Raw genomic sequence first — 23,971 nt, 5'->3', positions numbered from 1 at the left:
TCATGCCTGCCTCTCCACGTCAAGCACTCACTTGGCAATCTGCATCGGCGCCTTTCAACTGCTCCTCAAAGTATTGGCGCTCGACGTCATCGGGCGTCTGATACCCAATTGCACCGTGGATCCGTTGTCGGTTGTACCAGATTTCGATTGAGTACGCTGTGGAATGATTCCATACAAGCATTGTCGTAACAATTTCCTTTCCGACTCTGCTCGCCGTCATCCCATAGGCTCTGAGCAGGTTCTGATACGCTTGCGACGCATACTGACTTCCACGATCCGAATGGTGAAGAACAACGCCGTCGCGTTGCTGCCTGTGTTTGTGTGCTTGCTCCAGGGCACGGATGCAGAGCTCTTTGGACATCCTCGCACCTGCGCTCCAACCCACAATCTTACGGCTGTACAGATCCTCAACGCTGGCAAGATACACCCATCCTTCATCCGTTGGGATGTACGTGATATCTGCCAGAAAGACCTACCCTGGCCGTTCTGCCCCAAAGCGTTGATTGAGGACGTTCTCATGCACGGGATGGCGATGCTTCAAATCGGTTGTCGCTTTGTACTTGCGTACAGTGTACTCGAAGATCCGTCGGATCGCCTCAGCTCGCGTCCGAAATCTCTCGAGGTACACCAGTTCTCGCTACGACTCCGAAGCCCATGGTCTCGCATGAGACGCGCTACCGTCTTTTGTGCGATCCGTTCCTCGTCCCGACGTAGGAGCACTGTGATCTTCCCATACAGTCGACGAGATTGCAGGAACAGCTCATGGATGCGACGAATCCGTCGCTTTCTGCGCTTGGAGCGAAGACTTTCGGGCCGTTCGCGCCATGCGTAGTAGCCGCTCCGAGATACACCGAGGACTTTGCACATCTTCTGAACTGGAAATTCGGAGCGGTGCTTGTGAATCCAGGCATACACTACTTCCGGTCCTTAGTGAAGATGCGCATGGCTTTTTTAGAATCTCATTCTCCTCTCGCAATTGGCGATTTTCCCGCTCCAGATCGCGCATCGCTTTCGTTTCCGGTCTCAGGTTCCCGCTTCCGACGAATGGGGTTTCAGGATCTTCGCGATATTTCGCGATCACCCGTACAAACTCTTCACGGATATCCCGAGTTCGCGTGCGATTTCACTTGCTGCCTTGAGACCTACCAAAGCGAGTTGAACAGCATGTAGCTTAAAGTCGTTGTCATACTTTTGTGTCACGTGGCTCACCTCGAATCGACTTATTCTTACCATTCTCGATTCGCTGTGTCCACTGTTTTAACCTAACACCACAGGATTACGCTCACCTACCTAAAGTCATTCATATGACATAGTCATGATGCGGCTGACAATTTTCTCAAAGTCAAATGGACAGACAAACGACACGAGATTTCCATTGACAATCACTACTGGAGTCACAACTTCCAAAATATTATCCATTTCAGAAAGCCCTCTGAATCCCCTTTCTTTAAACAATTGTCGTAGTCTATTTACGGCCAGACTCCAGTCGACGCTAAGAGTATAGTCAAATACATGTATTACTACCAAATCACCTAACACATTCTTGATCTTATCTTTCAGCTCATTTGCTTCAACAAGTGGATTGCAACAGTCGATTGTCGTCTCCTCGCCGTCTACCGAGCAGCAGTTTTCCGATGAGTACTTAGGAAGTACCTCTACTACGATTTTTCTCAACAAGATCTCCTCCCCACGGATCATTTTGCCGCTACGCGTAACCTGTGAGTCGGATTAGGTGGTAATGGACTGAAGCATTCGTGATATGTTTGTTTCCACTTAACTTTCATCTCCTTATTTACAATTGCGAGTGCGTCCGCGACTACAAGACTCAGGAGCTCAGGCTCGGTCTCTATACGAATATTGATTACCACGCGGAATTCTTGTCCATTTACAGGCTCCTTGACTATATAAGTCGGCGTGTCTCCTGTTTCAACAATACTCGCTTTAATAAAGCCATTGTCGGAACCAACGTAAACCTTTAGATGTGCAATTGCCATCTTTTCACGAAGAAAATGTTCGTGTAATTTATCCAGAAACATATGCATCCATAACTTAGCATCGAAATGATTAGCCTCGTCCACGGATAAGTCAATCAATGAATTCAGCCAAGCAAGTTTTGCTTCTCCTTGTGCATACTTGTCATAGTCAATATCTAGGGCTTTCTCTCCACTTATGTTCAGTGTCCTCCAGAGGTCCAATAACCTCTCCATGTTATCTCCTCGATGGGCCGAAAAGGTATGAATAACAGCAGTGGGATAGCGCTTCTGTAAATAATCCTCCAAATCATTAATGCACCTCTCTTCGTACTTATCTATCTTGTTCAACGCAATGATATCGGCTTCCGATAGTTGCTTATCAAAGATATAGCTAACAGATCTAGAAAAATTAATTTTCTCTTTTGGCCCAATCTCAGAAAGAATGCGACCCGGATCCACGACTACCGTCAGAGGCGCCACATCGAATTCCTTACCGTAATATTGTTTAAGAGGTCTTATGACAGTGGCGGCCAAATCTGTGCAACTTCCAACCGCCTCAGCGATAATAACATCTGGTCGAAATTGAGATTTCAGAGATATCAATTTGTCATAAAGCTCATTGAATCTGCAGCAAAAACAACCGCCCGTAACTTCTTCGGTATTCAGCTCATTTAAACGGGACAATTCTGTATCAATTAATTCCGTGCCTTGATCGTTGGTAATTACTGCGACGTTCTGACCTGCACTTTGAAACATGTGCGCAGCCCGAATCAACGTTGTGGTTTTCCCTGCCCCTAAAAATCCTCCGAGAAGTACCAGTTTTACACTCATGAAAGTCTCCTCCCATTCTAAGAAGCTCCTCAGAATCTAATGATCCTGTAAATAGCTGATGCTATAACTGCCCCCAACACAGTAGCCACGAAATAAATCCACAAAAAATGAAACATGCCTGAGACTACTGCAGGTCCGAACGAACGAGCCGGATTCATGGACGCACCACTGATTGGGCCTCCAAATAGAGCATCCAGCGCAACAGTAGCACCAATTGCAATGCCAGCAAAGGGCTTTATTGCTTTACCATGAACAGCGGATCCCAAGATTACAGTCATAAGAATGAATGTTAATATTGTTTCTAATATAAAGGACTGTTACCACGATGATGACGGTATTGTAGCGCCTAAGTAATGTACATTTCCAAACATAATCACCAACGTGCAACTAGCACATACGGCACCCGCCATTTGTGCAGCGATATACAGGGGCGCGTCAACTAGCCTCATTTCACCGGCAACGACGAAACCGATCGTCACTGCAGGATTAAAATGTGCACCCGAGACATGACCGAATGCGTAAATCAACGCCATGACAATTAACCCAAAGACCATCGCAACACCGACAGGTGTCACCTGATGAGTAATCGAATCGACGACAATAGCACCTGTTCCAGAAAACACCAAACAATATGTTCCGATAAATTCCGCAAAACACTTTTGGAGTAACGTGGGACTCGATACTGTCGTCTTGTTATCAACTGGATGCGGCCGCTGTGTAATATCCAGCTGTGTCACTTCGAACCACTTCCTTTAAGTGTTGACGACTCTTTATCCGTCGGTGCATTTCCAGACAATCACGTGGTGGCATTTAAACGCAGTCTGTCAAAATGGTACCCTAAATTGAGAGCGGTACTGGATAATGTGTACGTATACCTAGCACTTCAAACAACACCTCTTCATCACTCCATTTTCCACTGGTTTATGAAGCTGACTATACAACTCGTCAACTCTAGGATCTGGATGTTTCCATTCATAGTGGAATTCTAACTCTGTTAATTCTAAATTTTTTACAGATTTTTTTATCAATAATGGAGATCCTTTGTAAAGATGTAGTCGTGTTTGATACTGTACGGGGTCAATCAAGTCTTGTAAATTGTTATCTTCTATAAATGCTCTGAACTCAATTAGATCCTCCAGTCTTGTCCATGGATTGAACATAATGAATGTTGGGTTCAATTTCATTCCGATTTCTCTCAGGAACTTGATTGCCTCGCGAATATCATTAACAGTAATTTGCTTTTCCACCTCATCGAGTAATTCCTCTGAAGGAAATTCCAGAGCAGAAGTTACAAATTTAACGCCGAGATTAACCATTTCTCGAAATGTATCTCTATTCTCAAGAATGTGATCCACCCGCGTAGTGAAGTCATATGTTAAGAACGGATATTTTTCATGCAGCTTCCGTATAATTTTAATTCCATGCCATTTTGCATTGAAGAAGTCCGCATCAATAAACGACAAATGGGTCATACCCTGCTCAACCAAATTTTTTGCATCCTCCAAAACAATGTCTTCGGGAATCAATACAACCTTTCCGTTATACGCGGCAAAGACGGAACAGTACAGACATTTATGATGACAGCCCCGAGCAATCTCAGTAGCGCCTACCACCTGTTTAGATCCCATGATACGTTCCACATGAGGTTGTGGATACTTATCTAACGGGGGTAAAATACTCCTAGCCGGGACTCGCAGGTCATTCCTTCCAATGTAAACAGGAGTACTTTTACCCTTCTTTGCGTCATCAGCAAGAAGTACCCCAACTAATTCGCTATTATTGCCCATCAGATACCGAGCAAGATTAATTAACGGATATTCCCAGTCACCCCGGATGCATGAATCACCATATGTCGAAGCCAGTTTTTGTGCATGAATTGTGGCATGTTGACCGAAGAAAGTGACATGTGTGCGTGGGTTTATTTTACGAATTTCTTTCGACAGCGCGATAGCAGGTTGAATTGAGTCAAATAGCGGCACGGAAATCGCGACAAGGTTTGCATCGGACACTTTATTAAATCTCAGATCTTCTATATATACATCTAACGCATCAATCTCCACGCCAATTTCAGATAAAGCTCCTGCGGCAGTTGCTATAGTTTGAGGTTGAAACCCACCTTCAAAAACCGAGACCAATAGAATTTTCATTTTACTTCACCTCGCTAGTGAACTCATCATCCATACGGGAGACAGTTGCGCCAGCCAACGCAGACTTTGATTTCTCACCTGGCGTAATTCACCAGTACCCTTTCCTAGAACGATCGACTCCACATCGCGGACGCGTCTGTCCCACTGCACCTTTAGGCAAAACATCTCCTACGGAAACTCTTCACACCGCTTGACAGCCAGATACACAAATATTTCCTATGAAATACCGCTCAAATCGGCTTGCAGCCAAGGATCAGGTAATATCCCACTCTTTCATCCAAGAAAGCTGCGGCGTCAGGATACAAATTTCGAAACTCTTCAAATTCCCTGCGAATTTGTTCACTCTCGTTCATCAAGTCAGCATAGCGTTTGTTCTTGTCCGATGTGAAATCAATGCATTCAATTTTAACGAAACCCGTTTCCTCTAATAATCGAATATTCTCACTCAACGTTTTACTTCCCGCTCTGCATCCGCTAACGAGATTCAGATTATCACGGATAGAATTGGAAATTGGTGAGAACGCAACGAAATCTGTGTATACAAACATACCTCCAGGGGCAAGTACTCGCATGACTTCGGCAATAGCTTTTTCGCGTTCAGGAATCAAATTAAGTACGCATTCGCTGAAAACGAAGTCAAATTGTCCTTCCATGTAGGGTAGAGACTCAGCATTTGCGACAAAGAATCCTATTTTCTTTCTTAGGTCATCATGTAGTGACAAACTAGACGTACGTGCTCTTTCAATCATCTTTTCGCTAAAATCTACGCCTATAAATTGAACACCGGATACATGCTCTTGAGCCATACGAAGAAGCGTTGTTCCCATGCCGCAACCTACATCGAGGATACGCCTGCAATTGGTCCGCTTTACATACTCTAAGATCTTCTCAGTTGGCGCAGCCGGCGAGAACCTATCCGTTGAAGCCGGATATGGTCCACTTCCCACGGCAACAGTATCATAAAAATCCTTAATAACCCTCTTTGCCGGCGTCAACGGTTCAGGTTCCGCTGAGCAACAATTCGCGTTCACATTCTTTCTCATGTGTACCCCACCCTTTAATATGAAATAGGTACGTCTTGTTTCTTCGAGATACGTCTATTGTGCACCATCCACAACATAGCAAATAGCATTGTACTGACCAACCATACAATGCTATTGAAGTAAAATGTGAAGTAAACATTTAACTTATCTAAGATAATACCCGATACAATCGGACCTACAATCATCCCAAAGCTCGTTGCTGAATTCAGGAACCCCATGACATGGCCCATTCCACCAGTACGTCCAAGCATAGTAGATAAAGCTGACGAGGCCGCAATAGTTATCGCCGAGGAAAATCCTATCAGAATCATGAGCATCGTAATCACCCATAATTTCCTGCATAAAGGAAACATCGTCAATAGAACAGAAGTGACAATTCCAGACACTAACACAAGGTAATATTTATTAGTGCGGTCTACCAGCCACCCACATGGAACCTGACTTGCACCTATCACAATACTATTTATGGCTATCAGGAACCCAATAGCCAGCAAACTTAGCCCACGATTCTGCGCGAACACTGGAAAAAAAGACACTTGAAACACGTCTAATACGGCATTCTCCACATTCAGTACAGCAAGGGCAAGTATACCAGGGGATATAATTAAATCTCCCATCCCCCAATGATTCATACCGTTTTTTTCCTTAGACGCAGATGAAACTCTCGGCAACGGAATTACCAGCAACAAAGAACCTATTGCCAAGAGCGATAGACTGAGAAAAGCGGCATTTGGCGATAATTCACTTGCTAATAATCCACCGAGCAGAGGTCCAATTCCTCCCGCGATAAACAGGAAGGTATTATAAATACCCATATATCTTCCTTCTTGCCCTGGCGGAGTAATTGCCCCCACATAAGTCATCGCCATAGGCAACATCATTGCCGAAGCTAAACCGTGCAATAACCGAGCCGCAAACAAAACCCCTACACTGTGCGCGCTCCAATAAGCTATCGAAATCAAGGGATAAAGTATCAAGCTGTAGATAAGTACTCTTTTTGGCCCTTGGTGATCTGCAAGTCGACCGACAGGAGTCCCAACTAACAAACGAACAATATAAAACCCACTAAATAACAAACCAATCCAAAACCCTCCAGCACCTAAACTATGCGCATACGGCCCAATTAACGGGGCAACAATTCCGGTGCCAGTTACCAACAGGAATACCGCGAAACTCAATGTATATACTATCTTCATTCAACATATCACCCTTTAAAAAAACAAAAGAAAACACTAATCGGATAATTGAGTCATAACAATAGTAAAGCAATCTTTTGTCAAGTTTATTTGCTATATATCGGAAATCCGCAAATTCAACTTTGATAAGATCTTGCGATTTACGGTTTCCACATGGTCGCGATTTTTACCGAAGACCACGAAATAACCAAGACGATTATAGTTACTAGTTGTTTTCTTTACGACATATCCATTCTTAGTAAAAAATTCAATATACTTCATTTCTTCAAACTCAAGCACACCTCGGCTGTCATAAGAAACTACCCCATGTTTATCCGCTATTAAAAATCGAATTGCCGCAACGGGGGCTAAGACTTCATGGCGCGGCGCGTTTTCAAATTGCCCGCCTAAAGCTATATGCAATGCCAATTCCCGAAGATCGTAACCAGTAACCGCCCTCACTAAGAGTGGGATTTTATCTCCCGCCGGTCGAGCATTAACCTCGACAATCCGAAGACTGTTCCCATCAAGCTTAATTTCAGTATGTGTCACACAATTGTCTACGCCTAACGCCCGAAGGGCTTTCTTAACTAAATCGTGAATAGAAGAAACTTGTTCTTCCTCAAGAATAGCTGGAACCGTATGACCAATTTCAACTGACACATTTGTGGTTGTTGTTTCTTTCTCAGTTATGGCTAATATATGAGTTTCACCTTGGATAGTACATGCCTCCACACTATATTCCTTACCAACAAGGTACTCTTCAATCAGAATCTCAGGATCTCGATTTTGACCAACCCAATTATAGGGTGTTTGGGCGATAGCCTCTACAGCCTCCCACACTTCTTGAAGTGTATCACAACGATAAACCAAGTGACTCCCCGCATCGTTTGCTGGTTTAACAACGACTGGAAGATCCATGTCTGCAATTACGTCGAGCGCTTCTGCAGGAGTTTTTACTGTAGCAAACTTCATTGCTTGAATACCGTTTCGCATTAACGTTCGTCGAGTCAATTTTTTGTTCCGGCAATTTTGAGCAGCCTCGTACGAAATTGTTCTTTGTAATCCTAGAGTTTCCGCAATTCGAGCACTCAATGGTACGCGATATTCGTTCAATGTAAATACTGCTTTAATGTAATAGTGGTTTGTTAAATCGATTACCTTACTAATAACGAGGGTCTCGTCATTCAAATCTAATTCAACGGGGACGTCTGCAACTAACGCATCTTCGATGTTAATCTTTGTATTCAATAATAGAACGCGATAGCCCAATGCACGAACAAGCTCAACTTCTCCTTCATGTTCACGTGTACCTATTACAACTACTGCCTGCGGCTTTTCATTCATAATCTACATCTCCTACTTACAACAACTTGACTGAGAAGATTCTTTCCATCCAAAGGAATAACTTACCTGTCCTAAGTTAGCAATTCTTTGTCCGCGGCTTACAATGACCAAAGCACATATGTGACCGATTTCTTGATTTGTTATGCCCAGCTGCTTGGCGTCCACGATGGCCTCTCGTAAGCCCTCAATATCTTCGAAGGCATAGGATAACGCTAATTGCACGATCGCTTTGTCGCGGTCGGACAACTTTCCTTCATAAAGTGCATTTTTCACAAAAGCCGAAAACAAATCGTTTATATCACTGTTCAGACCTATCACTTGTTAACCCCTCCTCCGTGAATAATCTCTTAAACTCTTACCATCCAAACAAAATAAGAGTCGTTTCCTCTTTTCTCTTAACTCGCTAGAGGGTTTTGCAGAATGACTCCTGCGCGCGGCCTGCACACCATATATAGCGTCTAATTATCATGGAGCCCGCTACATATAGTAGTTAAACGTTAGAAATTGAATTCTGCAAAACCCTCGCTAGTTTGTCGTTCGTCACGCTAAATCAATTGTCAGTATTTCATCAGTATCGAGTAAAGAGGAAACATAAACTCATTCCGTCATATAGGTAGATGTGTTTACCGTTCTTGAGACGTCAGTCTAACACCGGTGGCTCTCAACATAGATGGTAGCGACCAGGTAATAGAAAACAACGATACCAAAACCTAAAATCTCAGAAGTGTATATACATTCATTTCACCTCTTTGCAAATAGCCTTCCTGTCTTATCAACGCAGCACTCAACCTGCCTGCTATATTGCATTATTATTAACAGTTCTAATTTTATGCGCTTCTCCGTTGTGGATCAACTTAGGTTTGACGAGTTGTCCGTGTCAAATTGTCGTAGGGGGAGACCCCACTGATCTGCCTTAAGCCACCAGAGACGGAATTCTGGAAAGTTCGCGCAAGACGTACTTCACCCATGGTCGGTCCGCATGCGGACCGACCAATGCGGGCATCTGCCTTTCGAGACACTCGACGGCCTTCTTCGCTCGTCGTGTGAACTCCGCCTCGTTGGTCTTCGTTCCTTTGTAAGCGTAAACTGAGACCCACATGGCTTTCATCCTCCCGTCGGTTGAGAATGTCGTCATCAAGCCACGAGAGGGTTCTTGTATGCGAGAGCACATGTCTCACCAGGAGCGTCGTGAACTTTGGCGTGAACGTATCGCTGCCTTCTACGACAGCGGCCAGTCCGCCAGTCAGTTTTGCGCTGAACACGGTCTGAAGCCTCATCAGTTCTGGTACTGGCTTCGTCGACTACGAAACGAAACCGCACCTGGTACGCAAGCCACGTCGTTCGTGTCGGTCGTGACGACCTCATCACCTTCGGATGCAAGCCGTTCGCCCCTGACCCTGCGCGTGGGTTCGGTCGAGATTGACGTCCATCCTGGCTACGACGCCTCGACGCTTGCTGAGCTCATCCGGCTCGTGATGCACGTTTGTTAGCCTTCGACTGGACTTCGGATCACCGCGTGTATCTCGCCTGCGGTGCCACAGACATGCGCAAATCCATTGACGGACTCGCCGCGCTCGTCCAGGCGTCGTTTCAGCTCGATCCGTTTTCGCCATGTTTGTTTGTCTTCTGCAATCGGCAACGGGACAAGCTCAAAATCCTGCACTGGTCGCACAACGGCTTTTGGCTGTACTATCGGCGCTTAGAGCGCGGCCGATTCGACTGGCCCGAGACTGGCGATGCCAAGACCATGGTGATCACACGGCGAGAGCTGAACTGGCTCCTGGATGGTCTGCCGCTCGAGCAGCCGAGAGCGCATCGAGCCGTGTATGTCCGTTCTGCGATCTAAGCCGCATCAGCAGGAATCGGATCTGGGCTGTCGAATGCTTAGGGCATGACGCACGAGAACGGCACCATCACCATGACCGAACAAGAAATACGAAGCTCTGCAGCGGGAAAAGGAGCAATTGCGCCAACAGGTGGCCTACTTGGAGGAGCAGATCCATCTGCTCCGTCATCGTCTGTTTGGGGCTTCCAGTGAAAAACGGCGCAAGACCCAGGCTGAGTCGGACAGCGTCCAGCTCTCGCTGTTCAACGAAGCCGAAGTCGAAGCGGACGCCCAAAGTTCGGAAGAGACCGGCGAAGCCGATACGAAAGCGCCGTCAGAAGACGTGGAGACGGAGACCATCACGTATGAGCGCCGGAAGCCTCGCGCGGTGCGCGAACGTGACGCCTGGCTATATCAGGGCGAAGCAGATGAGGTCGTCGAATACCGACTGTCAGATGACGAGCGAGTCTGCCCGAAATGTGCGGGTGAACTGCATGAGATGAGCCGCGAGATCACGCGGCGCGTGAAAATCATCCCGGCCCAGATGAAAAAAGTCGAGTACGTGCGGTACGTGTACGCCTGCCGGCATTGTGAAGCGCAGGACGTGGAGACCCCTGTGGTGCGTGCACCGACGCCGAAGCCGGTGCAGGCGAAGAGTCTCGCGACGCCGGAAGCAGTGGCATACGTGATGACGAAGAAATTTGTCGACGGGATGCCGCTGTATCGGCAAGAGCAACAATTTGCGCGGCACGGGTATCCGCTGTCCCGCCAGACGCTGGCGAACTGGGTCGTGCACGCGGCGGAGACATGGTTAGAGCCGCTCTATGCGAAACTTCGCCAAGTGCTCTTGGCGCAGCGTTATCTGCATGCGGACGAAACGACGCTGCAAGTGTTACATGAAGCCGGGCGCGCAGCGCAGACCCAGTCGTACATGTGGGTGTACCGGAGCGGTACGGACGAACCGCCTGTGGTGCTGTACGACTACCAAGAGACGCGGAATGCAGAACATCCGCAGCGGTTCTTGGCGGGATTTCAAGGTTATCTGCACGTGGATGGATACGCGGGCTATGAGGGCTTGCCGGATGTCACCCTTGCCGGATGTTGGGCGCATGCGCGACGAAAATTTGACGAAGCCCTCAAGGCAGTGCCTCCTAAGGAGCGAAAGGGTAAGACGGCGGCCGAGGCAATCGCTTGGCGCAAACCCACGTGTGCGTCGCTGACGACCAGCCACACACCCCGCAGTCCACGGACCTTTCAGACTTCGAAGGAATGATGTGAGCCAACCACCACAAATGTAATCTTCAACCGTATACGTCAGTGGGTGCGGGCGACGGCGCACCTCCGTTTTCCATAGTGTTGAAACCACTATTCAACAAATTTAGGGAAACAACTTATAGAATTCATTGTATCTAGGGTCTTTATGTTTCGCAGTTGACTTCTCGACTCGAACCAAACCGTTCCGAAGAACTGTTCCGATGTACCCAGCCGGTGATTTGACACCCTCTCGAGTAGCAAGAGAAGCCGCTTCAATGATCTCTTCCGGAGTCGCAATCTGTAACCAGTGAAGTAGAGTCTTCTTTTGTGCTCGTATGCCCAGCTGGACCAACGCCTCATTTACAGTCTCACACACTTCCTCAAGTGCAGTGTTAGATGTCAGGTGCTCATTGTTGCTGGTAGCCAACGTGGCAGCTGCTTGGCTCCGTGTGTGTATGTAGATCTTTGTAGGTGGATCTTGATCTATAGATCTTACTTCTCGTCCGCCTGGCGACACACGTCTGTCGTGTGGCGACATAGGTATGTCGTCTGGCGACAGGGGTGTGTCGTCACGCGACATAGGTATACCGTGTGGCGACATACCCCCCCTAAAAGCAACGTCGTCAGGGTGAATCACCGTGTAGAGATTACTGTAGTATTCACCCGTCTCTTCGTTTCGTCGGTGTTCTTTCACCAAGAGCCCTGCTTGTTCTAATTCCTTAATGGCTTCTATCGTTCGAGTACGACCAAATCCAATCGCTTTTGCGATTGCATTGTATCCCGGGAAGCTTTGTCCTTCTCCGTCGGCACAACGGCAAAGAAAGATGTAGACAGCTTTGGCGTAGCCACTGATGTAGTCGATGTCGTAGATACTGTTGGGGCAGCGGAACCAGTTCTCAGACCAGCCTTTGCGGACTTTTGCTGGGGTATAGGCCATATTCGTTCCTCCTTGGAGTGGAGGACGAAAAAACACTTTCCTTCGCGAAGGAAAGCGTCCCATTGTTCTCAGGCTGGAGAAGCCAGCACAGGGTTGCGTGGTCTGTTGTTTTTGGGTATACTTAAACCACACAAGTGTTCATGGGACGAGAAACTCCGAGAGGTTTGGCCGCCGTTCGGAGTTTCTTTATTTTTTCGCCCTTCCGTTATTACTAACGAAATGCAAAAGAGACCAGACGCCGCGTTCTCTGCACGAACGTCTGGTCTCTGCGTTGTCCAAGTGTAAGAACATACGACCAAAGATGCCTACGTACCTAGACATGAGATCTGCCGCATGTTATACTACTCGCAGAAATGTCCCAGCGTTGTGCGAGAACGCTTGGTGACAGCCCTGGTAGAGTGCCCGCTCTATCAGGGCTTTGATTTTATCGATCAGCTCTCTGCTGTCATGCTATCTATACAAGTACCACATTGATACTCGTTTTCCTTCGCTGTTGATCGGTATTCTAGCACAAACCTATTCGACTGTGAACAAGCGTTTTCGACAGATGCTAGTCTTCTATCTCCAACTGAGTCAATCCTGCTTCTAGCAGTTCGTTGATAAACCTCGTCTTGAATCCTCTGCTGTGTCTTGCAGAAGCTCGTTCCAAGCGCTCCATGAGGTCTTTCCGAATGAGAAATGTATGCTTGGTATACAACTCGTCGTAACTTGGGCGTGAACGGCGTTGTTCTTCGAACGCCCGGATTCGCGCGGCGATATCAAACGAATTGTCTGTTGTACCGTTGTCGTCCGTGGTGGTTGTATTAGACATCGGTGGATAAACGACCTCTGACGTATGAGATACACTTTCTTTGTGTAGGGATTCCATACGCGTTTTTGGTGTACCTATATCGTCCGCATCATAGGTTTGCCCCATAAGTGTGTCAATGACCTCAGACTTGTGGGGTGGGGTCTCTGTCCGAGATGGCATTAGGCTTTCAAAGCGCTTCTTTTTGTCAGCGGCTGACACGGGCTTTCAACTCCTCCACGAACGATTCATACATGGCGATAGCTTCTCGGTCGGCCTTGGTTTGAATCTTTATCCCTTCCACCGAGAATTCGATGATTCGAGATTTGCGTCGAATCACTGTGTCGAAGACGAAGTCCTGGTACTCTTCGCGGATGCGTTCGGTGATGTAGTTGCCAATCGCTGTTCGAGCATCGAGCAACGAGATTAAGATGCCGGCAATTCGAAGGTTGGGATTTACACGTTGTTGTGCAGCCTGAATAATCTCCATGTATCGGTCGAGAGCATCGTACGCAAAAGGTTCGGATTGGCACACGACGACACAGTAGTCAGATGCACATACGCCGTTCAGGGTGAGTCCTCCGAGGTTGGGAGGGAGGTCGATGAGAATATAGTCGTAATCGCTCTTTACAACGTCGAGCGTGTTTTTCAGAATCACCATTTGCTGAGATACGTGAACTTCCGTGTAAATCCATTTGTCGAATTGAGACAAAAAGTCCTCTGCCGGGAGTAAATGCAGATTGTCTGAGATGGCGTGGATATAGGGCCGCGGGTCGCGTTCTTTGCATGCTTCTAAACTTGTGCGATGTACGAAATCGTACGGGCTTCGTTGCGTCAAAAGTTGCGTGAGGTTGCCTTGAGAGTCAAAGTCGACTGCGAGAACCCGATGGCCTTGTTCTGCGAGAATATATGAAGTGAGTGCGGTGGTCGTAGATTTACCTACACCACCTTTTTGGAGCCCTACACTAATCGTACACCCCACACGTTCCACCTCCGTTTCTATCCTACGTCACACAAGTAAGTGTGTAAAGTTTAGAGTCTATGTGTTTGAATACAGTGTTTAGTTTACGTATAGGTACACCAAAACGTATACATGGTTGTTTGTGGTGTAAGTAAGTGAATGTGGTGTTGTCTTTGAAATATGGTTTACCCACTACATCCGCGATGTACAACTATCATAGATGGTTATAGTGGGTTCGTAGATTTACCTGTTCAACGTACTTAGTTCATGTTCGTTTGTGTGTTCTGCGTGCCTATGCATTAGCTCCGTCAACATTGAAATCACCGTTTCTGGCTCCACATCATTTTCTTCCGCGACACTGAGGAGCGCATAGAACGTACCTACCGCGCTCTCCACGATCTGTTCGGGTGTCACTTCGTACTCTTCCGCCAAGCGCAACACGACATCGAGCACGCTTGAGGCTATCATCCACTCGACAGGCTCGACGAGTTCATATCCCTCGCTACGTTCGGCGATCGGATATTCCTTCTCGCCTGCGACGACTTTGCCGCCTTTCAAGTACACGTGAAAGGTCTGGTGCGCCACGATGAAATCTATGGGCAAGTTCACACGGAAGTGCTGCAATAGCTGGACCAACGCTCGCGACGCATGGCCCACATAATCGGCCCGGAACGTGCCAAAGTGATAGACGGCCTCAGTTGTGAACACCGTGACGTTCGTGATGCCGTCCTTCGTTGAAACGTCCACAGATTCCGCTTCCTCATCGATTCCAAGCGCGAAGGCCAGTTCCTCGTCGTTCGTACGGTACTCACTCCACACGTGCTTCACGCGGTCCACGTATTCAACTCGCTCCATATCTGGCTTCTCCTTTCTCGGTGGCTATGGGCACAGGCTATCACGGACTCGCCTTTTCAGTGCGCCAAGTATGCGCCAAAGCTCAAACGCGCCTGACTCTGTTCGTGGCGAAAGTTGGCCTAAAGTTGGCGCAATTTGTTCTTTCCCTTCCTGTACGCTCGTGCCATCAAGACCAGTCCAAGCAAGGGGAGGTGAGGGCATGGCGGGGAGCACGGCGTCAAATGTGACGCAAACCATCACGCAACTTGGCTTTGCGCCGGTGAATCCGTGGGCGCTTCTGAATCGGGTGACAAGCGGGTTTGGACATCTCATCGAGGTCGTCTTCGCTTGGGTCTACTTCTTGTCGGAAATCGGGGTGCTGGCGGGCGCGCTCGTGTGGCTGGTGGGTTCCATCGGGAGTCACGCGCGAATCAAGCGTACGGGCGCGCACATCACGTTGTACGCCATCGTGGGCTTTCTCGCGGCTGTGATTCTGCCGGGCGTCATTCTGGCCATTGATTCGACCTTTCAGCGATAGGAGGCACGCATGTCCATGAAGCGATGGATCACTCAGGTGGGGAAAAGCTTGTATGCGGGAAGCGTCGTCTTGGCTTCGACGGCCATGTCAGCGGAAGCAAGCACGAGTGGGATCACAAATCCCCTCTCCAGCAGTTCGTCGAGCGTGAGTTCTGTACTCAATCAGGCGCTCGGTTGGCTGGACGATGCGATTTTCGCGGTGGCCGGCGCGCTGTTTCTGTTCCATCTCTACAAGGCCATCATTGGCCTGATGGCCGGTTCCCACCACGCGCAGCGGCGAGAAGAGGCGAAAAGCCACCTCGTGTGGGTGGCCATATCCGGCGTCATGCTCGGGGGCGGGGCGATCTTGGCTGGCGCGCTCTACAACCTCGGCAAGAGTTTTTAAGGGGGCGTCGCCATGCTGGAGGTTCATTCGCCGATTCCCATGACCGAAGGAGAAACGCTCGTCTTTGGTATTCGCACCAAGCACATCGCGCACTTTTCCATCGGGGTCTGTCTCACGGCCCCGATGGCTGCGCTTGCGTGGTTTCTCCTGCCGCTTCTCCATGAGCCCAAACTTCTTGTGCTCTTCTTGTGGGGAGGGGCAGGCGTTGTCTTCGCGAAGGTGCCGGTCGCCAATCGGCCCCTTGCCGAGTGGCTGTGGCTCTCGTTCCGTTACGCCAGACGGCCCAAGCTCATTCTCTATGACCGTGAGTTCCGGATTCGCGTCCATCGCAAGCGCGCGGCGGAAAGGTGGGGAGCGCGGTGAAGTTCATCGTACTGGGCGCAGCCCTTGCGGTCATGTTGGTCATCCTCATCCTGCGGGATCAGCGTAAGCAGCAAGGACAAGGACGGCGAAGCAAACGAAAGGTCACACCGTCGCTTCAGGAGTTCTTGCCCATCGAGGGATTTCATGAGTCGGGTGCGGTCATCGTGAATGGACGTTTTCGGCGGCTGATTCGCGTGGGAGATCTCAACCTGTACGCCATGTCGATGGACGAAATCGTGGCGGTGCGCGAACGGTTTAAGGCGATGCTCATGCGTCTCGACAATCCGTTCCAGATTTCCGTCCAGGCACGGCGCGCAAATTACACGGATTTCGTCGCGTACGCCGAATCGACGATTGATGAGTCCGTCAAGGTCTACGACAATCCGGCCTTCACGGCGTACGCGGAGGACTTGAAGACGTATCTGCGGGAGGAAGCCATGAAGCCTCGCACGGACCGTGAGAATCTCATCGTGATCGGCGTGTTGCCGAAAGTCGGTGGGGAGGACGAAAAACTGCAACTCGAGCGCTTGGCACGGGAACAGTCCTTCGTCGAGTCTGGACTGTCTGCGATGGGATTGCCGTATGAGGTGCTTGAGCCGGTGCAAGTGGTCGAGGCGGTACAGAACTTCTGGAACCGGGAGCGGGCCGTAAGTCAGCGTTATCGCGATGCGGTGAGACGCCGGACACACGCGCCGCGGGTGGACGGCCTCGACGTGGAGGTGAGTGACCTTGTTCGCACGCAAGAAGAAGAAGGAAAAGAAGCGTAAGCGCTGGTCTTGGCTGCGAGCACATTTGCGACGCCAAAAGGAGAAACGCGTTCTCGCGCAAGATCCGAGCGTCATTGGGGAGCACGCACCAACACTCCACGATCTCATGACGCTCGCTGACGGGATCGAGATGCGCGCGAGTGAGATTTACGTGTCGCCAAGCGGATACACGAAGACATACTACGTGACGGGGTTGCCTTCCACCGTCCATTTCGGGTACTTTCAGCGCTTCTTCCGCGTTGGAGCGGACGTGCACATTTCCTTGCACGTTGAACCTGCGGATTCCGCAGTGGCTATGGCCAAGCGGACGAAGCTCATGACCAAAATCGAGGCCGAAATCCTTGCAGAGCAAAAGGCGGGCACCAATAAGCAGATTGCGTTCCTGCAACAGGAGTATCAATTGCTCGAAAAAGAGCGCGAAGAACTGCGGCTTGGCCGCGAGCGCATCTTTTATGCCACCATCATCTTGGCAGTCAGTTCGCCGAATCGACAGGAGTTCGAGGCCGCCTGTGAGCGGATTGAGCGTGAAGGCTTCGAGGGGTTCTTGCTGCGTGAGGCCTTCAAAGAACATGACCTCGGCTTTCGCTCAGTCGCCCCGATTGGCGAAAACGCCCTTCGTCATCCCATCGAGATGACCGCAAGTGCCTTGGCAAACAGCTTTCCGTTCACCAATGCACGCTTCTCACATGAGTACGGCGTACCGATTGGCGTCGACTGGTCAAGCGGTCACTTGAATCGCTACGATGCCTGGCACCCGAAGCTTGTCAACGCCAATGGGGTGATCATCGGCAAGGCGGGCGCGGGCAAGAGCTTCTTGGTGAAAGGTCTCGTGGCCCGCTCTGCGGCCATGGGCATTCGTCATGTGATTGTCGATTACGAGGGCGAGTACACGCCCATGGTGCAGGCCTTGGGTGGCGTCGTCATTCGCTTGGATGAGCATTCGCCCTACAAGTTCAATCCGTTCGAGCTCGAAGAGGAAGAAGAAAAGCAGGCGGACGGGACAATCCGGCGCTTTGTGGACGTGAAAGAGAAGATCAGCGACATGGAGCGCCTGATTGTCAGCATGGCGCATCTGCATGCCGGCCACGATCTCCTCGACTCGTACACGCGAAACGCGATTAACGACATGCTCCAGGAGCTGTACGAGCGGGATTTCGGGTTCACGTCCGACCCGGAGAGTTTGTATGAGCGGCATGAGACGTGGCAGCGGGACGCAAAGGGAGACAGGCTTGTCCGGCGTGTCAAACGGCCTCAGCCGCGATTCTCGGACTTCTACGTCAAGCTTGAAGAGCGGGCGGCGAGTGATTCCCGCTTGGAAGAGTTGGCGATGCGCCTGCGCCGGTTTCGCGAAGGCGGAACGGAGGGCATGTTCGACTGCTACTCGAATGTCGAACTGCAAGATGTGCCGGTCGTGAGCTTCGATCTCTCGCATCTGCCGGAGAAGTCCATGGCCCGCCTCCTCGGCATGCAAGTCGTGCTCGAGTGGATCATGGAAAAATTCATCAAGAAGAACGTCCATCTGAAGAAGCGCGTGGTTATTGACGAAGCGCAAAAGATGCTCGAGCATCTCTATCACGCGATCTTCATGGAGGACGTCTTCCGGCGTATCCGCAAGCGTTCGGGTTCCGCGGTGGCTGCCAGCCAGGACTTCCGCAAGTTCGCGGAGAGCGAGCAGGGCCGGGCGATCCTGCAAAACTCTGACACGAAGATTCTGCTCCGTCAGGACAAGCTCGACAAGGAAGCGGTCATCGAGAACTTCGGCCTTGAAGAGCACGAGTTCGAAGAGCTCATCGCATTCCGCGATGGGCAAGCCCGTTGGTGGGTCGGTGGCGAGGTGTTCTACAACCAGCTCATTCCGTTCGCGGATGAATTCGAGCTTTTCACGACGCGGTTTGTGCAGTCGGATGCGGAACTCGCCATGCAGCGGAGGTGGCTCGCGTGAACTGGTTCGCCGGGCTTATCGCCAATCTCATCAACGCTCTTGCCAACGGGCTTCAGTCACTGTTGAATCACACGGTGGCCGCAGGGAACAACCTGGCGCCGGATGTGATGGGGAACATCATCCTCGGCGGATACTTCCACAATTCATCGAGTGCGCCCAGTTGGGGTACGGGGAGCTTTTCCGATGTCATGGACTCGCACGCCGTGGCGACGCTCGAACCTTTTGCGGCAGCGTTTTGGGTGTTCGGCTGGTCGTTCTTTCTCATCTCGGTGTATCTGCTCGTCGTCCAGGTGTCCGGTGCCAGAGAAAGCGCCGTGCAGCGGGAGAGGATGAAACAAGGCGTGGTTGGCCTTGTCGTATCGGCCCTGCTCATCTGGCAGGGCCAGCACTTGGCGCTTCTCGTGACCGAGCTCTTCTACTACGCGAGCGACTACTTCTTGCACCTAGGCGCGCCGCAGAAATGGACGCCGCTCAGCACAAGTGGCGGACAGGCGCTGTTGAACAGCATCGTGAACTTCCTTCAGGCGCTCCTCGCGTTCATCGTGTGGATCGTGTACGAATTCCGCGAGGTGTTCCTCTACGTCTGGATGCTCTTTTTCCCGCTCGCCATGGCGTTTTACGCCAACGACAAGACGCGCGGCATCACGAAGACGTGGTGGGTCGAATGGGTGTACCAGATGGCCGTGCCGCTTGGCCAAGCGGTCGTGTACGGGGTGGCGAGCGCGGTGGCGTCCCCGGCCAGCGGCACGGCGCTCACAGCGGAGGACGTGTTTGTGGCCCTGGCGGGGACGATTGGGCTTCTGTCGTCCGCGGTCTACGTGCGCAAGCTGATTGATGTGGTAGCCCAGGCATTCGGAGCGTCGCTCATCGGCTCGGATCACGGCATGCGTTGGGGCAATCTTGCGATGGTCGGGGCGTCGGCTGTGACGGGAGACCTTGCCGGGAAGGTGGCGGTGACCGGCACGGCCAAGGCCACGGGGGCAACGCTTGGGAAGATGGCGCATGCAGCGGATAACCGCTATATGCGCGGTAAAGCGGAAAAAGCGATTCAAACAAAAAGTGAGGTACATGCGGGTGCCTTTCGATCTGGGGCGTCGATTGAAGATGTTATGATGCAGCAAAAGCTAGGTTCTCAGGGAGATGTGCTGCGGTCAGAAGGCGCCGGTTTAGAAACTGCCCCATCTAGGTCGGGTCTGGGCAGTGGAAATCAACGTGTAGGAAAACGGCACGAATCTCATACGGTAGGCGCACTCGCGGATGCAGCGCGAAGTCTCAAGGATGGATTCGCGCAAAGCCATACTGGACTCTGGCTTCGAACGTCATGGCAAGGATATCAAAACGATGGCGGCACGACAGGACGTGTGGCACGGCGAACTGCTAGTGCGGCAGAACGTGTTGCGTCTTACGCGAAGCGCAATTGGGGAGACAAACCATGGATTGGCAAGTCTATTACGGGAGTGTCCAATTTAACGGCAGGTTTGGCACAAAAGTATCAGACCCATGATAAGAACCGGACCGAGCGGTTAGAAGCGTTGCGCGCCAACTTGCGGGAAGTTGCAGAACTCAATCAGCTGAAAACGCGTCTGCCGAGCCTTGTGAGTGAGTGGATGAATACCACAGGTGCAAACGCAGACCCCACGTCGGGTACGACATCTCCTGCGATGTCAGCTCCTGCGAACGTCACACCTCCCAGTTCGCCTTCGAACGCGTCAACAACTTCACCGTCTACGGCGAGTGGCGGGCGTTCGACTGGGCAGGCACACGCACAGATGCAACTGCCATTGTCGCAGGCCGAGAAACGGTATGAGGCTGCGAAAGCACAATGGCTTGCTGAGCTGCGACGTTCAGGCTTCGATTCGTCGACCGTTCAGTCCTTGTTACAAGAAGCGGAGACCAAGTGGGAGGATGGCAAGCACCTTCGCGATCAAGGCACGTGGTCGCCCGAGGCCAGGCAGGCGTATCGGGAGGCCTTCACGGCGTACCGGCCTGCGATGCTTGACCGGAAGGCGCGAGAAGCCGTGGAAGCCGGGCGTTTGGTTCTCGAGAAACCAAAGGATCCGCATAAGGTGCAAACACAGCGGAGCAAAGCGTTCCTGGATGACGCGCGCAACGCGATCATGTATCGCCGATAACTTAGGTCTGAATCACACTACGTCCGTAAACACGCCGTGGTATGCTGGGATACGAGGTGATCCACATGCATCCAGGCGTGTTTTTCATGCATCTACGACACATGTTGCCTTGGTGGTCGCCAGCAATCATCGCATGGTACGGGACGCTTTTCATGTGGGCAAGAGAATATCCTCAGAGGTATTACGAAGACATTCCAGCAAGTGATGGATCCGTTGAAGTGTTTAGTCGCTGGTTTGGAATGTTTTTCTGGGCACTCGTGATGTTTTATGCGATGTGGTTTGCGCTACCGTATCCAGGAGTCGAAATCCTTGTGGACTTATGTTGCATTCCAGTCATGCTCATTGTCTTTGGCATGTTGGCGATTGGATGGGTGGTCCATCTCATCGATGAGTTCGGATCGTATCAAGCAGACGAACATCTGGAAAAGGGACTCACTTGTGCAGAATGGGAGCAGTTTAAACGGCGGCGCGAGTTCAGGGACTTTCAGTTAAGAGTGAACGCGATGTATGAGGCAATCGAACCAGAAAGGAGAAAACAGCGGTTTATCGTATTCGAGGGCAAGCGGGGAAAGAAACGAGGTGACCGTGCATGAGAGGCATATGGCACTTCATCCATCATTGGTATCTCAAGATCCCATACAGCCCGGCGGAAGCACATCTGTTCCGTCATGTGTGGCACATGATCCCGTTTTGGATGCCGGGCTTCATCGCGTTGAGCATTGTGCCGGCCGGTTATATCCTCATGATTTTGCTCAGCGTGCTCTTCTCGGGGTTTGAGTGGTTCAAGTACGAGAAAGCACTTGAGGTCATCAAGGAGCGCGGTCGGAAGTATTCGTACTACGGCCTATGGCTGGCCTACGCAATATGGGCTCCGCTTCCGTGGCCACGGGCGGCGACGTTCGGCTGGACGGTAGTCGGATGGCTCACGATTCGCCACTTCTGGAAGAAGCGCCGTCGTCGGATCGCGTGGATGTCGACGCTCGACAAAGCGGACCTGGCGCTCATGCCTGGGTGGGCGGAGTGGTTAGAACGGCAACAGCGGATTGAAGCGGTGTTGGATAGGACGCTGCCGTGGCGACGGGCAAAGGCGAAAAAAGCATCAAGTAAATGAGGGTTACGAACGCCGGTGGTCTTGTAGGTCTTCCAACCGTTCGAGGTATTCTTCCCGACTGATCTCGCCACGTGCGTATCGTTCACGCAGAGTCTCAACCGCGCGGTCATACGGTTCGTGTTGGGCGAGAGAGCCGAACGGCTTCATACGGAGAATCGCCCAAATCACAAGGACAATTGCCGCTAAGAGCATGAGGACGGAGAGAAACCAGTAAAGGCCCATCATGCCAAAACCATAGCCGCCCATCATACGCGACACCCCAAAGACCGACATGGATGTGCTATCCTACGTGCATGGGGACATGCCCCAACCAGTGCATGCATTCGCGGCCACCCCGCTGTGAGGCCTTGCAGCGCTTGCAAAGGGACTTTGCAAGCAGAGGGGGTGGCGCGGTGCGGAGGTTGAAGTTGTGGCTTCGTTTGCTCGGAATCTTTGCCTTGGGCATTGAGATCGAGCGAGACCCTGCTTCCCATAAACAAGACAACCAGCCCCACAAATAACCTGGCCGGGTTATAGGCTGGTTGCCCTGCACCGAAATATGTCGGCCCGATGCATGCGCTGCAGGCCTTCCCACCCACCAGTATACACGCTGGTGGGTGATTTTATCATGGACACTGCGCCGTATCCTCATCCCCACTATACCACATAGATCATCATGTGGAATACTGCGAAATCAGACGACCTGCCCCGGTGTCTCGCGACAGCGGGGCCAGGATAGTGCGGAGTGCAGAATGCCTGGGTGTGGAACCTGCCCTCTCATTGTCCGGCTCCTCATGCGCCGCGGGTGCAAGTCGAGCACATGAGGAGCCGAGGAACCAAGGACGGGTTCACAGTCCAAGTATAGATTTTCCTAACCGAATATTTCAAGTGTTTCTCTGCGTTCTATATGGCGTAAAGTTGGCGCGATATGGAGGTGTTTGCCCGTTACCCTGATCGCACAAGGAGATGATCATCGTGCATTCGCTGACGTCACTCTTCGAATCCATCGCTTTTGTCGCCGAATACGGCGAGCCTGACGCGGATCGACACGTGAAGCGCGTCGCCACCTATGCGCGTTTCGTTGGAGAGCACGTCCTGCGGTGGTCACCTGCCGCATGTGAGCGTCTGGCGCTCGCAGCACTCGTGCATGATGTGGGGAAAGTGGTGATTCCGCGAGAAATCCTCCGCAAGCCAGGGCCACTGATGCCAGCGGAGCGGCAGTACGTGCAGTGTCACACGGTGTACGGCCGTGACATGCTCGTGGAGTTGGCGCGTCGCTATAGTGGGTTAGACGGTGGGTTGTTTGAGCTCGCGCAGCAGGTCGCGCTTTATCATCACGAACGATGGGATGGGGACGGGTATCCGGAAGGCTTATGTCGCGAGGAGATTCCGCTTGCTGCGCGGGTCGTGCATCTCGTGGATGTGATTGACGCAAGACTTAGTCCGCGTCCGTACAAACCAGGGCAATCGTGGCACCAGGTGAAGCAGGCGCTCGTCGAAGGGATGTTCCTGGATTTTGACGGGATGCTGGTGACAGGCCTTTTGGAGGTTGAATCGGCCTTTCTTGAGCTTGTCCAAGCGCAAACGTACAGGCAGCTGGTGACCATATGAAGCGCATCGGACTTTTTCGCATCCCAACCG

23 protein-coding genes and 5 pseudogenes are annotated in these 23,971 nt (G+C 51.0%); 12 read left to right on the top strand and 16 right to left on the bottom strand.

The window, feature by feature from the left end; genetic code table 11:
* Positions 1 to 19: 19 nt before the first annotated feature.
* From AACI_RS17380 to AACI_RS17025, 10 genes and pseudogenes are all read right to left on the bottom strand, one after another.
* Positions 20 to 1,200: pseudogene (locus AACI_RS17380) on the bottom strand (IS3 family transposase).
* A 96-nt stretch (positions 1,201 to 1,296) separates the two neighbouring features.
* Positions 1,297 to 1,674, bottom strand: a complete 378-nt coding sequence (gene vcpD / locus AACI_RS16130) for an ArsD-related vicinal cysteine protein VcpD (RefSeq protein WP_081442671.1) — start codon at positions 1,672 to 1,674, stop codon at positions 1,297 to 1,299.
* 20 nt (positions 1,675 to 1,694) lie between these two features.
* Entirely contained in the window at positions 1,695 to 2,804 is a 1,110-nt protein-coding gene (locus tag AACI_RS14795; RefSeq protein ID WP_015759722.1) for a GTP-binding protein, read from the bottom strand.
* A 29-nt stretch (positions 2,805 to 2,833) separates the two neighbouring features.
* Positions 2,834 to 3,526 (bottom strand): annotated as a pseudogene (locus tag AACI_RS16125) (MIP/aquaporin family protein).
* 153 nt (positions 3,527 to 3,679) lie between these two features.
* Positions 3,680 to 4,951, bottom strand: coding sequence for an arsinothricin biosynthesis radical SAM protein ArsL (arsL, locus tag AACI_RS14790; protein ID WP_015759721.1), 1,272 nt, complete (start codon positions 4,949 to 4,951; stop codon positions 3,680 to 3,682).
* 230 nt (positions 4,952 to 5,181) lie between these two features.
* Positions 5,182 to 5,994, bottom strand: coding sequence for a putative arsinothricin biosynthesis methyltransferase ArsM (gene arsM, locus AACI_RS16120; RefSeq protein ID WP_015759720.1), 813 nt, complete (start codon positions 5,992 to 5,994; stop codon positions 5,182 to 5,184).
* 14 nt (positions 5,995 to 6,008) lie between these two features.
* Complete coding sequence (locus AACI_RS16115) at positions 6,009 to 7,190, bottom strand: MFS transporter (protein ID WP_015759719.1); 1,182 nt, start codon at positions 7,188 to 7,190, stop codon at positions 6,009 to 6,011.
* Between the two features lie 93 nt (positions 7,191 to 7,283).
* Complete coding sequence (locus AACI_RS16110; protein WP_015759718.1) at positions 7,284 to 8,516, bottom strand: ATP-grasp domain-containing protein; 1,233 nt, start codon at positions 8,514 to 8,516, stop codon at positions 7,284 to 7,286.
* Positions 8,517 to 8,528: 12 nt separating this feature from the next.
* A complete protein-coding gene (locus AACI_RS14780; protein ID WP_015759717.1) occupies positions 8,529 to 8,834 on the bottom strand; it encodes a carboxymuconolactone decarboxylase family protein in 306 nt (101 codons plus the stop codon).
* A gap of 595 nt (positions 8,835 to 9,429) precedes the next feature.
* Positions 9,430 to 9,591: pseudogene (locus tag AACI_RS17025) on the bottom strand (ISLre2 family transposase); the annotation flags it as partial.
* An 82-nt stretch (positions 9,592 to 9,673) separates the two neighbouring features.
* Here AACI_RS17025 and tnpA point away from each other — a divergent pair.
* The 3 genes and pseudogenes from tnpA to tnpC all read left to right on the top strand — a co-directional run.
* Positions 9,674 to 10,006: an IS66 family insertion sequence element accessory protein TnpA gene (gene tnpA / locus AACI_RS16105; protein WP_015759715.1), complete on the top strand. Its 333-nt coding sequence runs from the start codon at positions 9,674 to 9,676 to the stop codon at positions 10,004 to 10,006.
* Entirely contained in the window at positions 10,000 to 10,362 is a 363-nt protein-coding gene (tnpB, locus tag AACI_RS14770) for an IS66 family insertion sequence element accessory protein TnpB (RefSeq protein WP_041708517.1), read from the top strand. Before tnpA ends, tnpB begins: the two co-directional genes overlap by 7 nt.
* Before the next feature lie 45 nt (positions 10,363 to 10,407).
* Positions 10,408 to 11,524, top strand: a pseudogene (gene tnpC / locus AACI_RS14765) (IS66 family transposase); the annotation flags it as partial.
* Here the strand turns inward: tnpC and AACI_RS17375 are convergent.
* The 5 genes and pseudogenes from AACI_RS17375 to AACI_RS14750 all read right to left on the bottom strand — a co-directional run.
* Positions 11,524 to 11,623 (bottom strand): annotated as a pseudogene (locus tag AACI_RS17375) (transposase); the annotation flags it as partial. The pseudogenes tnpC and AACI_RS17375 sit on opposite strands and share 1 nt — an antisense overlap.
* Before the next feature lie 96 nt (positions 11,624 to 11,719).
* Positions 11,720 to 12,532: a helix-turn-helix domain-containing protein gene (locus AACI_RS16100; protein ID WP_015759712.1), complete on the bottom strand. Its 813-nt coding sequence runs from the start codon at positions 12,530 to 12,532 to the stop codon at positions 11,720 to 11,722.
* Positions 12,533 to 13,082: 550 nt separating this feature from the next.
* Entirely contained in the window at positions 13,083 to 13,541 is a 459-nt protein-coding gene (locus tag AACI_RS14760) for a hypothetical protein (protein ID WP_015759711.1), read from the bottom strand.
* Positions 13,528 to 14,301, bottom strand: coding sequence for a ParA family protein (locus AACI_RS14755; protein ID WP_015759710.1), 774 nt, complete (start codon positions 14,299 to 14,301; stop codon positions 13,528 to 13,530). The genes AACI_RS14760 and AACI_RS14755 overlap by 14 nt, the downstream gene beginning before the upstream one ends.
* 222 nt (positions 14,302 to 14,523) lie before the next feature.
* Positions 14,524 to 15,135: a hypothetical protein gene (locus tag AACI_RS14750; protein ID WP_015759709.1), complete on the bottom strand. Its 612-nt coding sequence runs from the start codon at positions 15,133 to 15,135 to the stop codon at positions 14,524 to 14,526.
* Positions 15,136 to 15,334: 199 nt separating this feature from the next.
* On the opposite strand from AACI_RS14750, the gene AACI_RS14745 reads away from it, so the two are divergent.
* The 8 genes from AACI_RS14745 (at position 15,335) to AACI_RS14710 (ending at position 22,351) form a co-directional block, all read left to right on the top strand.
* A complete protein-coding gene (locus tag AACI_RS14745) occupies positions 15,335 to 15,652 on the top strand; it encodes a hypothetical protein (RefSeq protein WP_008338937.1) in 318 nt (105 codons plus the stop codon).
* Positions 15,653 to 15,667: 15 nt separating this feature from the next.
* Complete coding sequence (locus AACI_RS14740; protein WP_245530844.1) at positions 15,668 to 16,036, top strand: hypothetical protein; 369 nt, start codon at positions 15,668 to 15,670, stop codon at positions 16,034 to 16,036.
* A 12-nt stretch (positions 16,037 to 16,048) separates the two neighbouring features.
* Positions 16,049 to 16,399 carry a hypothetical protein gene (locus AACI_RS14735; RefSeq protein ID WP_015759707.1) on the top strand — a complete coding sequence of 117 codons (351 nt, stop codon included), beginning with the start codon at positions 16,049 to 16,051 and terminating at the stop codon, positions 16,397 to 16,399.
* The gene (locus AACI_RS14730; RefSeq protein ID WP_015759706.1) at positions 16,396 to 17,166 is read left to right on the top strand and encodes a hypothetical protein; all 771 of its coding nucleotides are present in this window, start codon (positions 16,396 to 16,398) and stop codon (positions 17,164 to 17,166) included. The genes AACI_RS14735 and AACI_RS14730 overlap by 4 nt, the downstream gene beginning before the upstream one ends.
* On the top strand, positions 17,129 to 19,108 hold the full coding sequence (locus AACI_RS14725; protein ID WP_015759705.1) for a VirB4 family type IV secretion system protein: 1,980 nt from the start codon (positions 17,129 to 17,131) through the stop codon (positions 19,106 to 19,108). Before AACI_RS14730 ends, AACI_RS14725 begins: the two co-directional genes overlap by 38 nt.
* Positions 19,105 to 21,240 carry a hypothetical protein gene (locus AACI_RS14720; protein WP_015759704.1) on the top strand — a complete coding sequence of 712 codons (2,136 nt, stop codon included), beginning with the start codon at positions 19,105 to 19,107 and terminating at the stop codon, positions 21,238 to 21,240. Before AACI_RS14725 ends, AACI_RS14720 begins: the two co-directional genes overlap by 4 nt.
* 65 nt (positions 21,241 to 21,305) lie before the next feature.
* Complete coding sequence (locus AACI_RS14715; protein ID WP_015759703.1) at positions 21,306 to 21,833, top strand: hypothetical protein; 528 nt, start codon at positions 21,306 to 21,308, stop codon at positions 21,831 to 21,833.
* Positions 21,830 to 22,351: a hypothetical protein gene (locus AACI_RS14710; RefSeq protein ID WP_012812172.1), complete on the top strand. Its 522-nt coding sequence runs from the start codon at positions 21,830 to 21,832 to the stop codon at positions 22,349 to 22,351. The genes AACI_RS14715 and AACI_RS14710 overlap by 4 nt, the downstream gene beginning before the upstream one ends.
* Positions 22,352 to 22,354: 3 nt before the next feature.
* On the opposite strand, the gene AACI_RS14705 is transcribed toward AACI_RS14710, so the two are convergent.
* A complete protein-coding gene (locus AACI_RS14705; protein ID WP_012812171.1) occupies positions 22,355 to 22,624 on the bottom strand; it encodes an SHOCT domain-containing protein in 270 nt (89 codons plus the stop codon).
* Positions 22,625 to 23,305: 681 nt separating this feature from the next.
* On the opposite strand from AACI_RS14705, the gene AACI_RS14700 reads away from it, so the two are divergent.
* A complete protein-coding gene (locus AACI_RS14700) occupies positions 23,306 to 23,941 on the top strand; it encodes an HD-GYP domain-containing protein (RefSeq protein WP_012812170.1) in 636 nt (211 codons plus the stop codon).
* The last annotated feature ends 30 nt before the right edge of the window (positions 23,942 to 23,971 follow it).

This window comes from Alicyclobacillus acidocaldarius subsp. acidocaldarius DSM 446 (assembly GCF_000024285.1).
Taxonomy (GTDB): domain Bacteria; phylum Bacillota; class Bacilli; order Alicyclobacillales; family Alicyclobacillaceae; genus Alicyclobacillus; species Alicyclobacillus acidocaldarius.
This window is presented reverse-complemented; position numbering and strand designations above follow the sequence as displayed.

Bases quoted from the DNA above. Each gene is read 5' to 3' on its own strand.
- AACI_RS14710 (WP_012812172.1), top strand. From the start codon at position 21,830: ATGAGAGGCATATGGCACTTCATCCATCATTGGTATCTCAAGATCCCA.
- AACI_RS16115 (WP_015759719.1), bottom strand. From the start codon at position 7,190: ATGAAGATAGTATATACATTGAGTTTCGCGGTATTCCTGTTGGTAACT.
- arsM (WP_015759720.1), bottom strand. From the start codon at position 5,994: ATGAGAAAGAATGTGAACGCGAATTGTTGCTCAGCGGAACCTGAACCG.
- AACI_RS14705 (WP_012812171.1), bottom strand. From the start codon at position 22,624: ATGTCGGTCTTTGGGGTGTCGCGTATGATGGGCGGCTATGGTTTTGGC.
- AACI_RS14745 (WP_008338937.1), top strand. From the start codon at position 15,335: ATGGCGGGGAGCACGGCGTCAAATGTGACGCAAACCATCACGCAACTT.
- tnpA (WP_015759715.1), top strand. From the start codon at position 9,674: ATGCGAGAGCACATGTCTCACCAGGAGCGTCGTGAACTTTGGCGTGAA.
- AACI_RS16110 (WP_015759718.1), bottom strand. From the start codon at position 8,516: ATGAATGAAAAGCCGCAGGCAGTAGTTGTAATAGGTACACGTGAACAT.
- arsL (WP_015759721.1), bottom strand. From the start codon at position 4,951: ATGAAAATTCTATTGGTCTCGGTTTTTGAAGGTGGGTTTCAACCTCAA.
- AACI_RS14750 (WP_015759709.1), bottom strand. From the start codon at position 15,135: ATGGAGCGAGTTGAATACGTGGACCGCGTGAAGCACGTGTGGAGTGAG.
- AACI_RS14795 (WP_015759722.1), bottom strand. From the start codon at position 2,804: ATGAGTGTAAAACTGGTACTTCTCGGAGGATTTTTAGGGGCAGGGAAA.
- AACI_RS14740 (WP_245530844.1), top strand. From the start codon at position 15,668: ATGAAGCGATGGATCACTCAGGTGGGGAAAAGCTTGTATGCGGGAAGC.
- AACI_RS14715 (WP_015759703.1), top strand. From the start codon at position 21,306: ATGCATCCAGGCGTGTTTTTCATGCATCTACGACACATGTTGCCTTGG.
- AACI_RS16100 (WP_015759712.1), bottom strand. From the start codon at position 12,532: ATGGCCTATACCCCAGCAAAAGTCCGCAAAGGCTGGTCTGAGAACTGG.
- AACI_RS14735 (WP_015759707.1), top strand. From the start codon at position 16,049: ATGCTGGAGGTTCATTCGCCGATTCCCATGACCGAAGGAGAAACGCTC.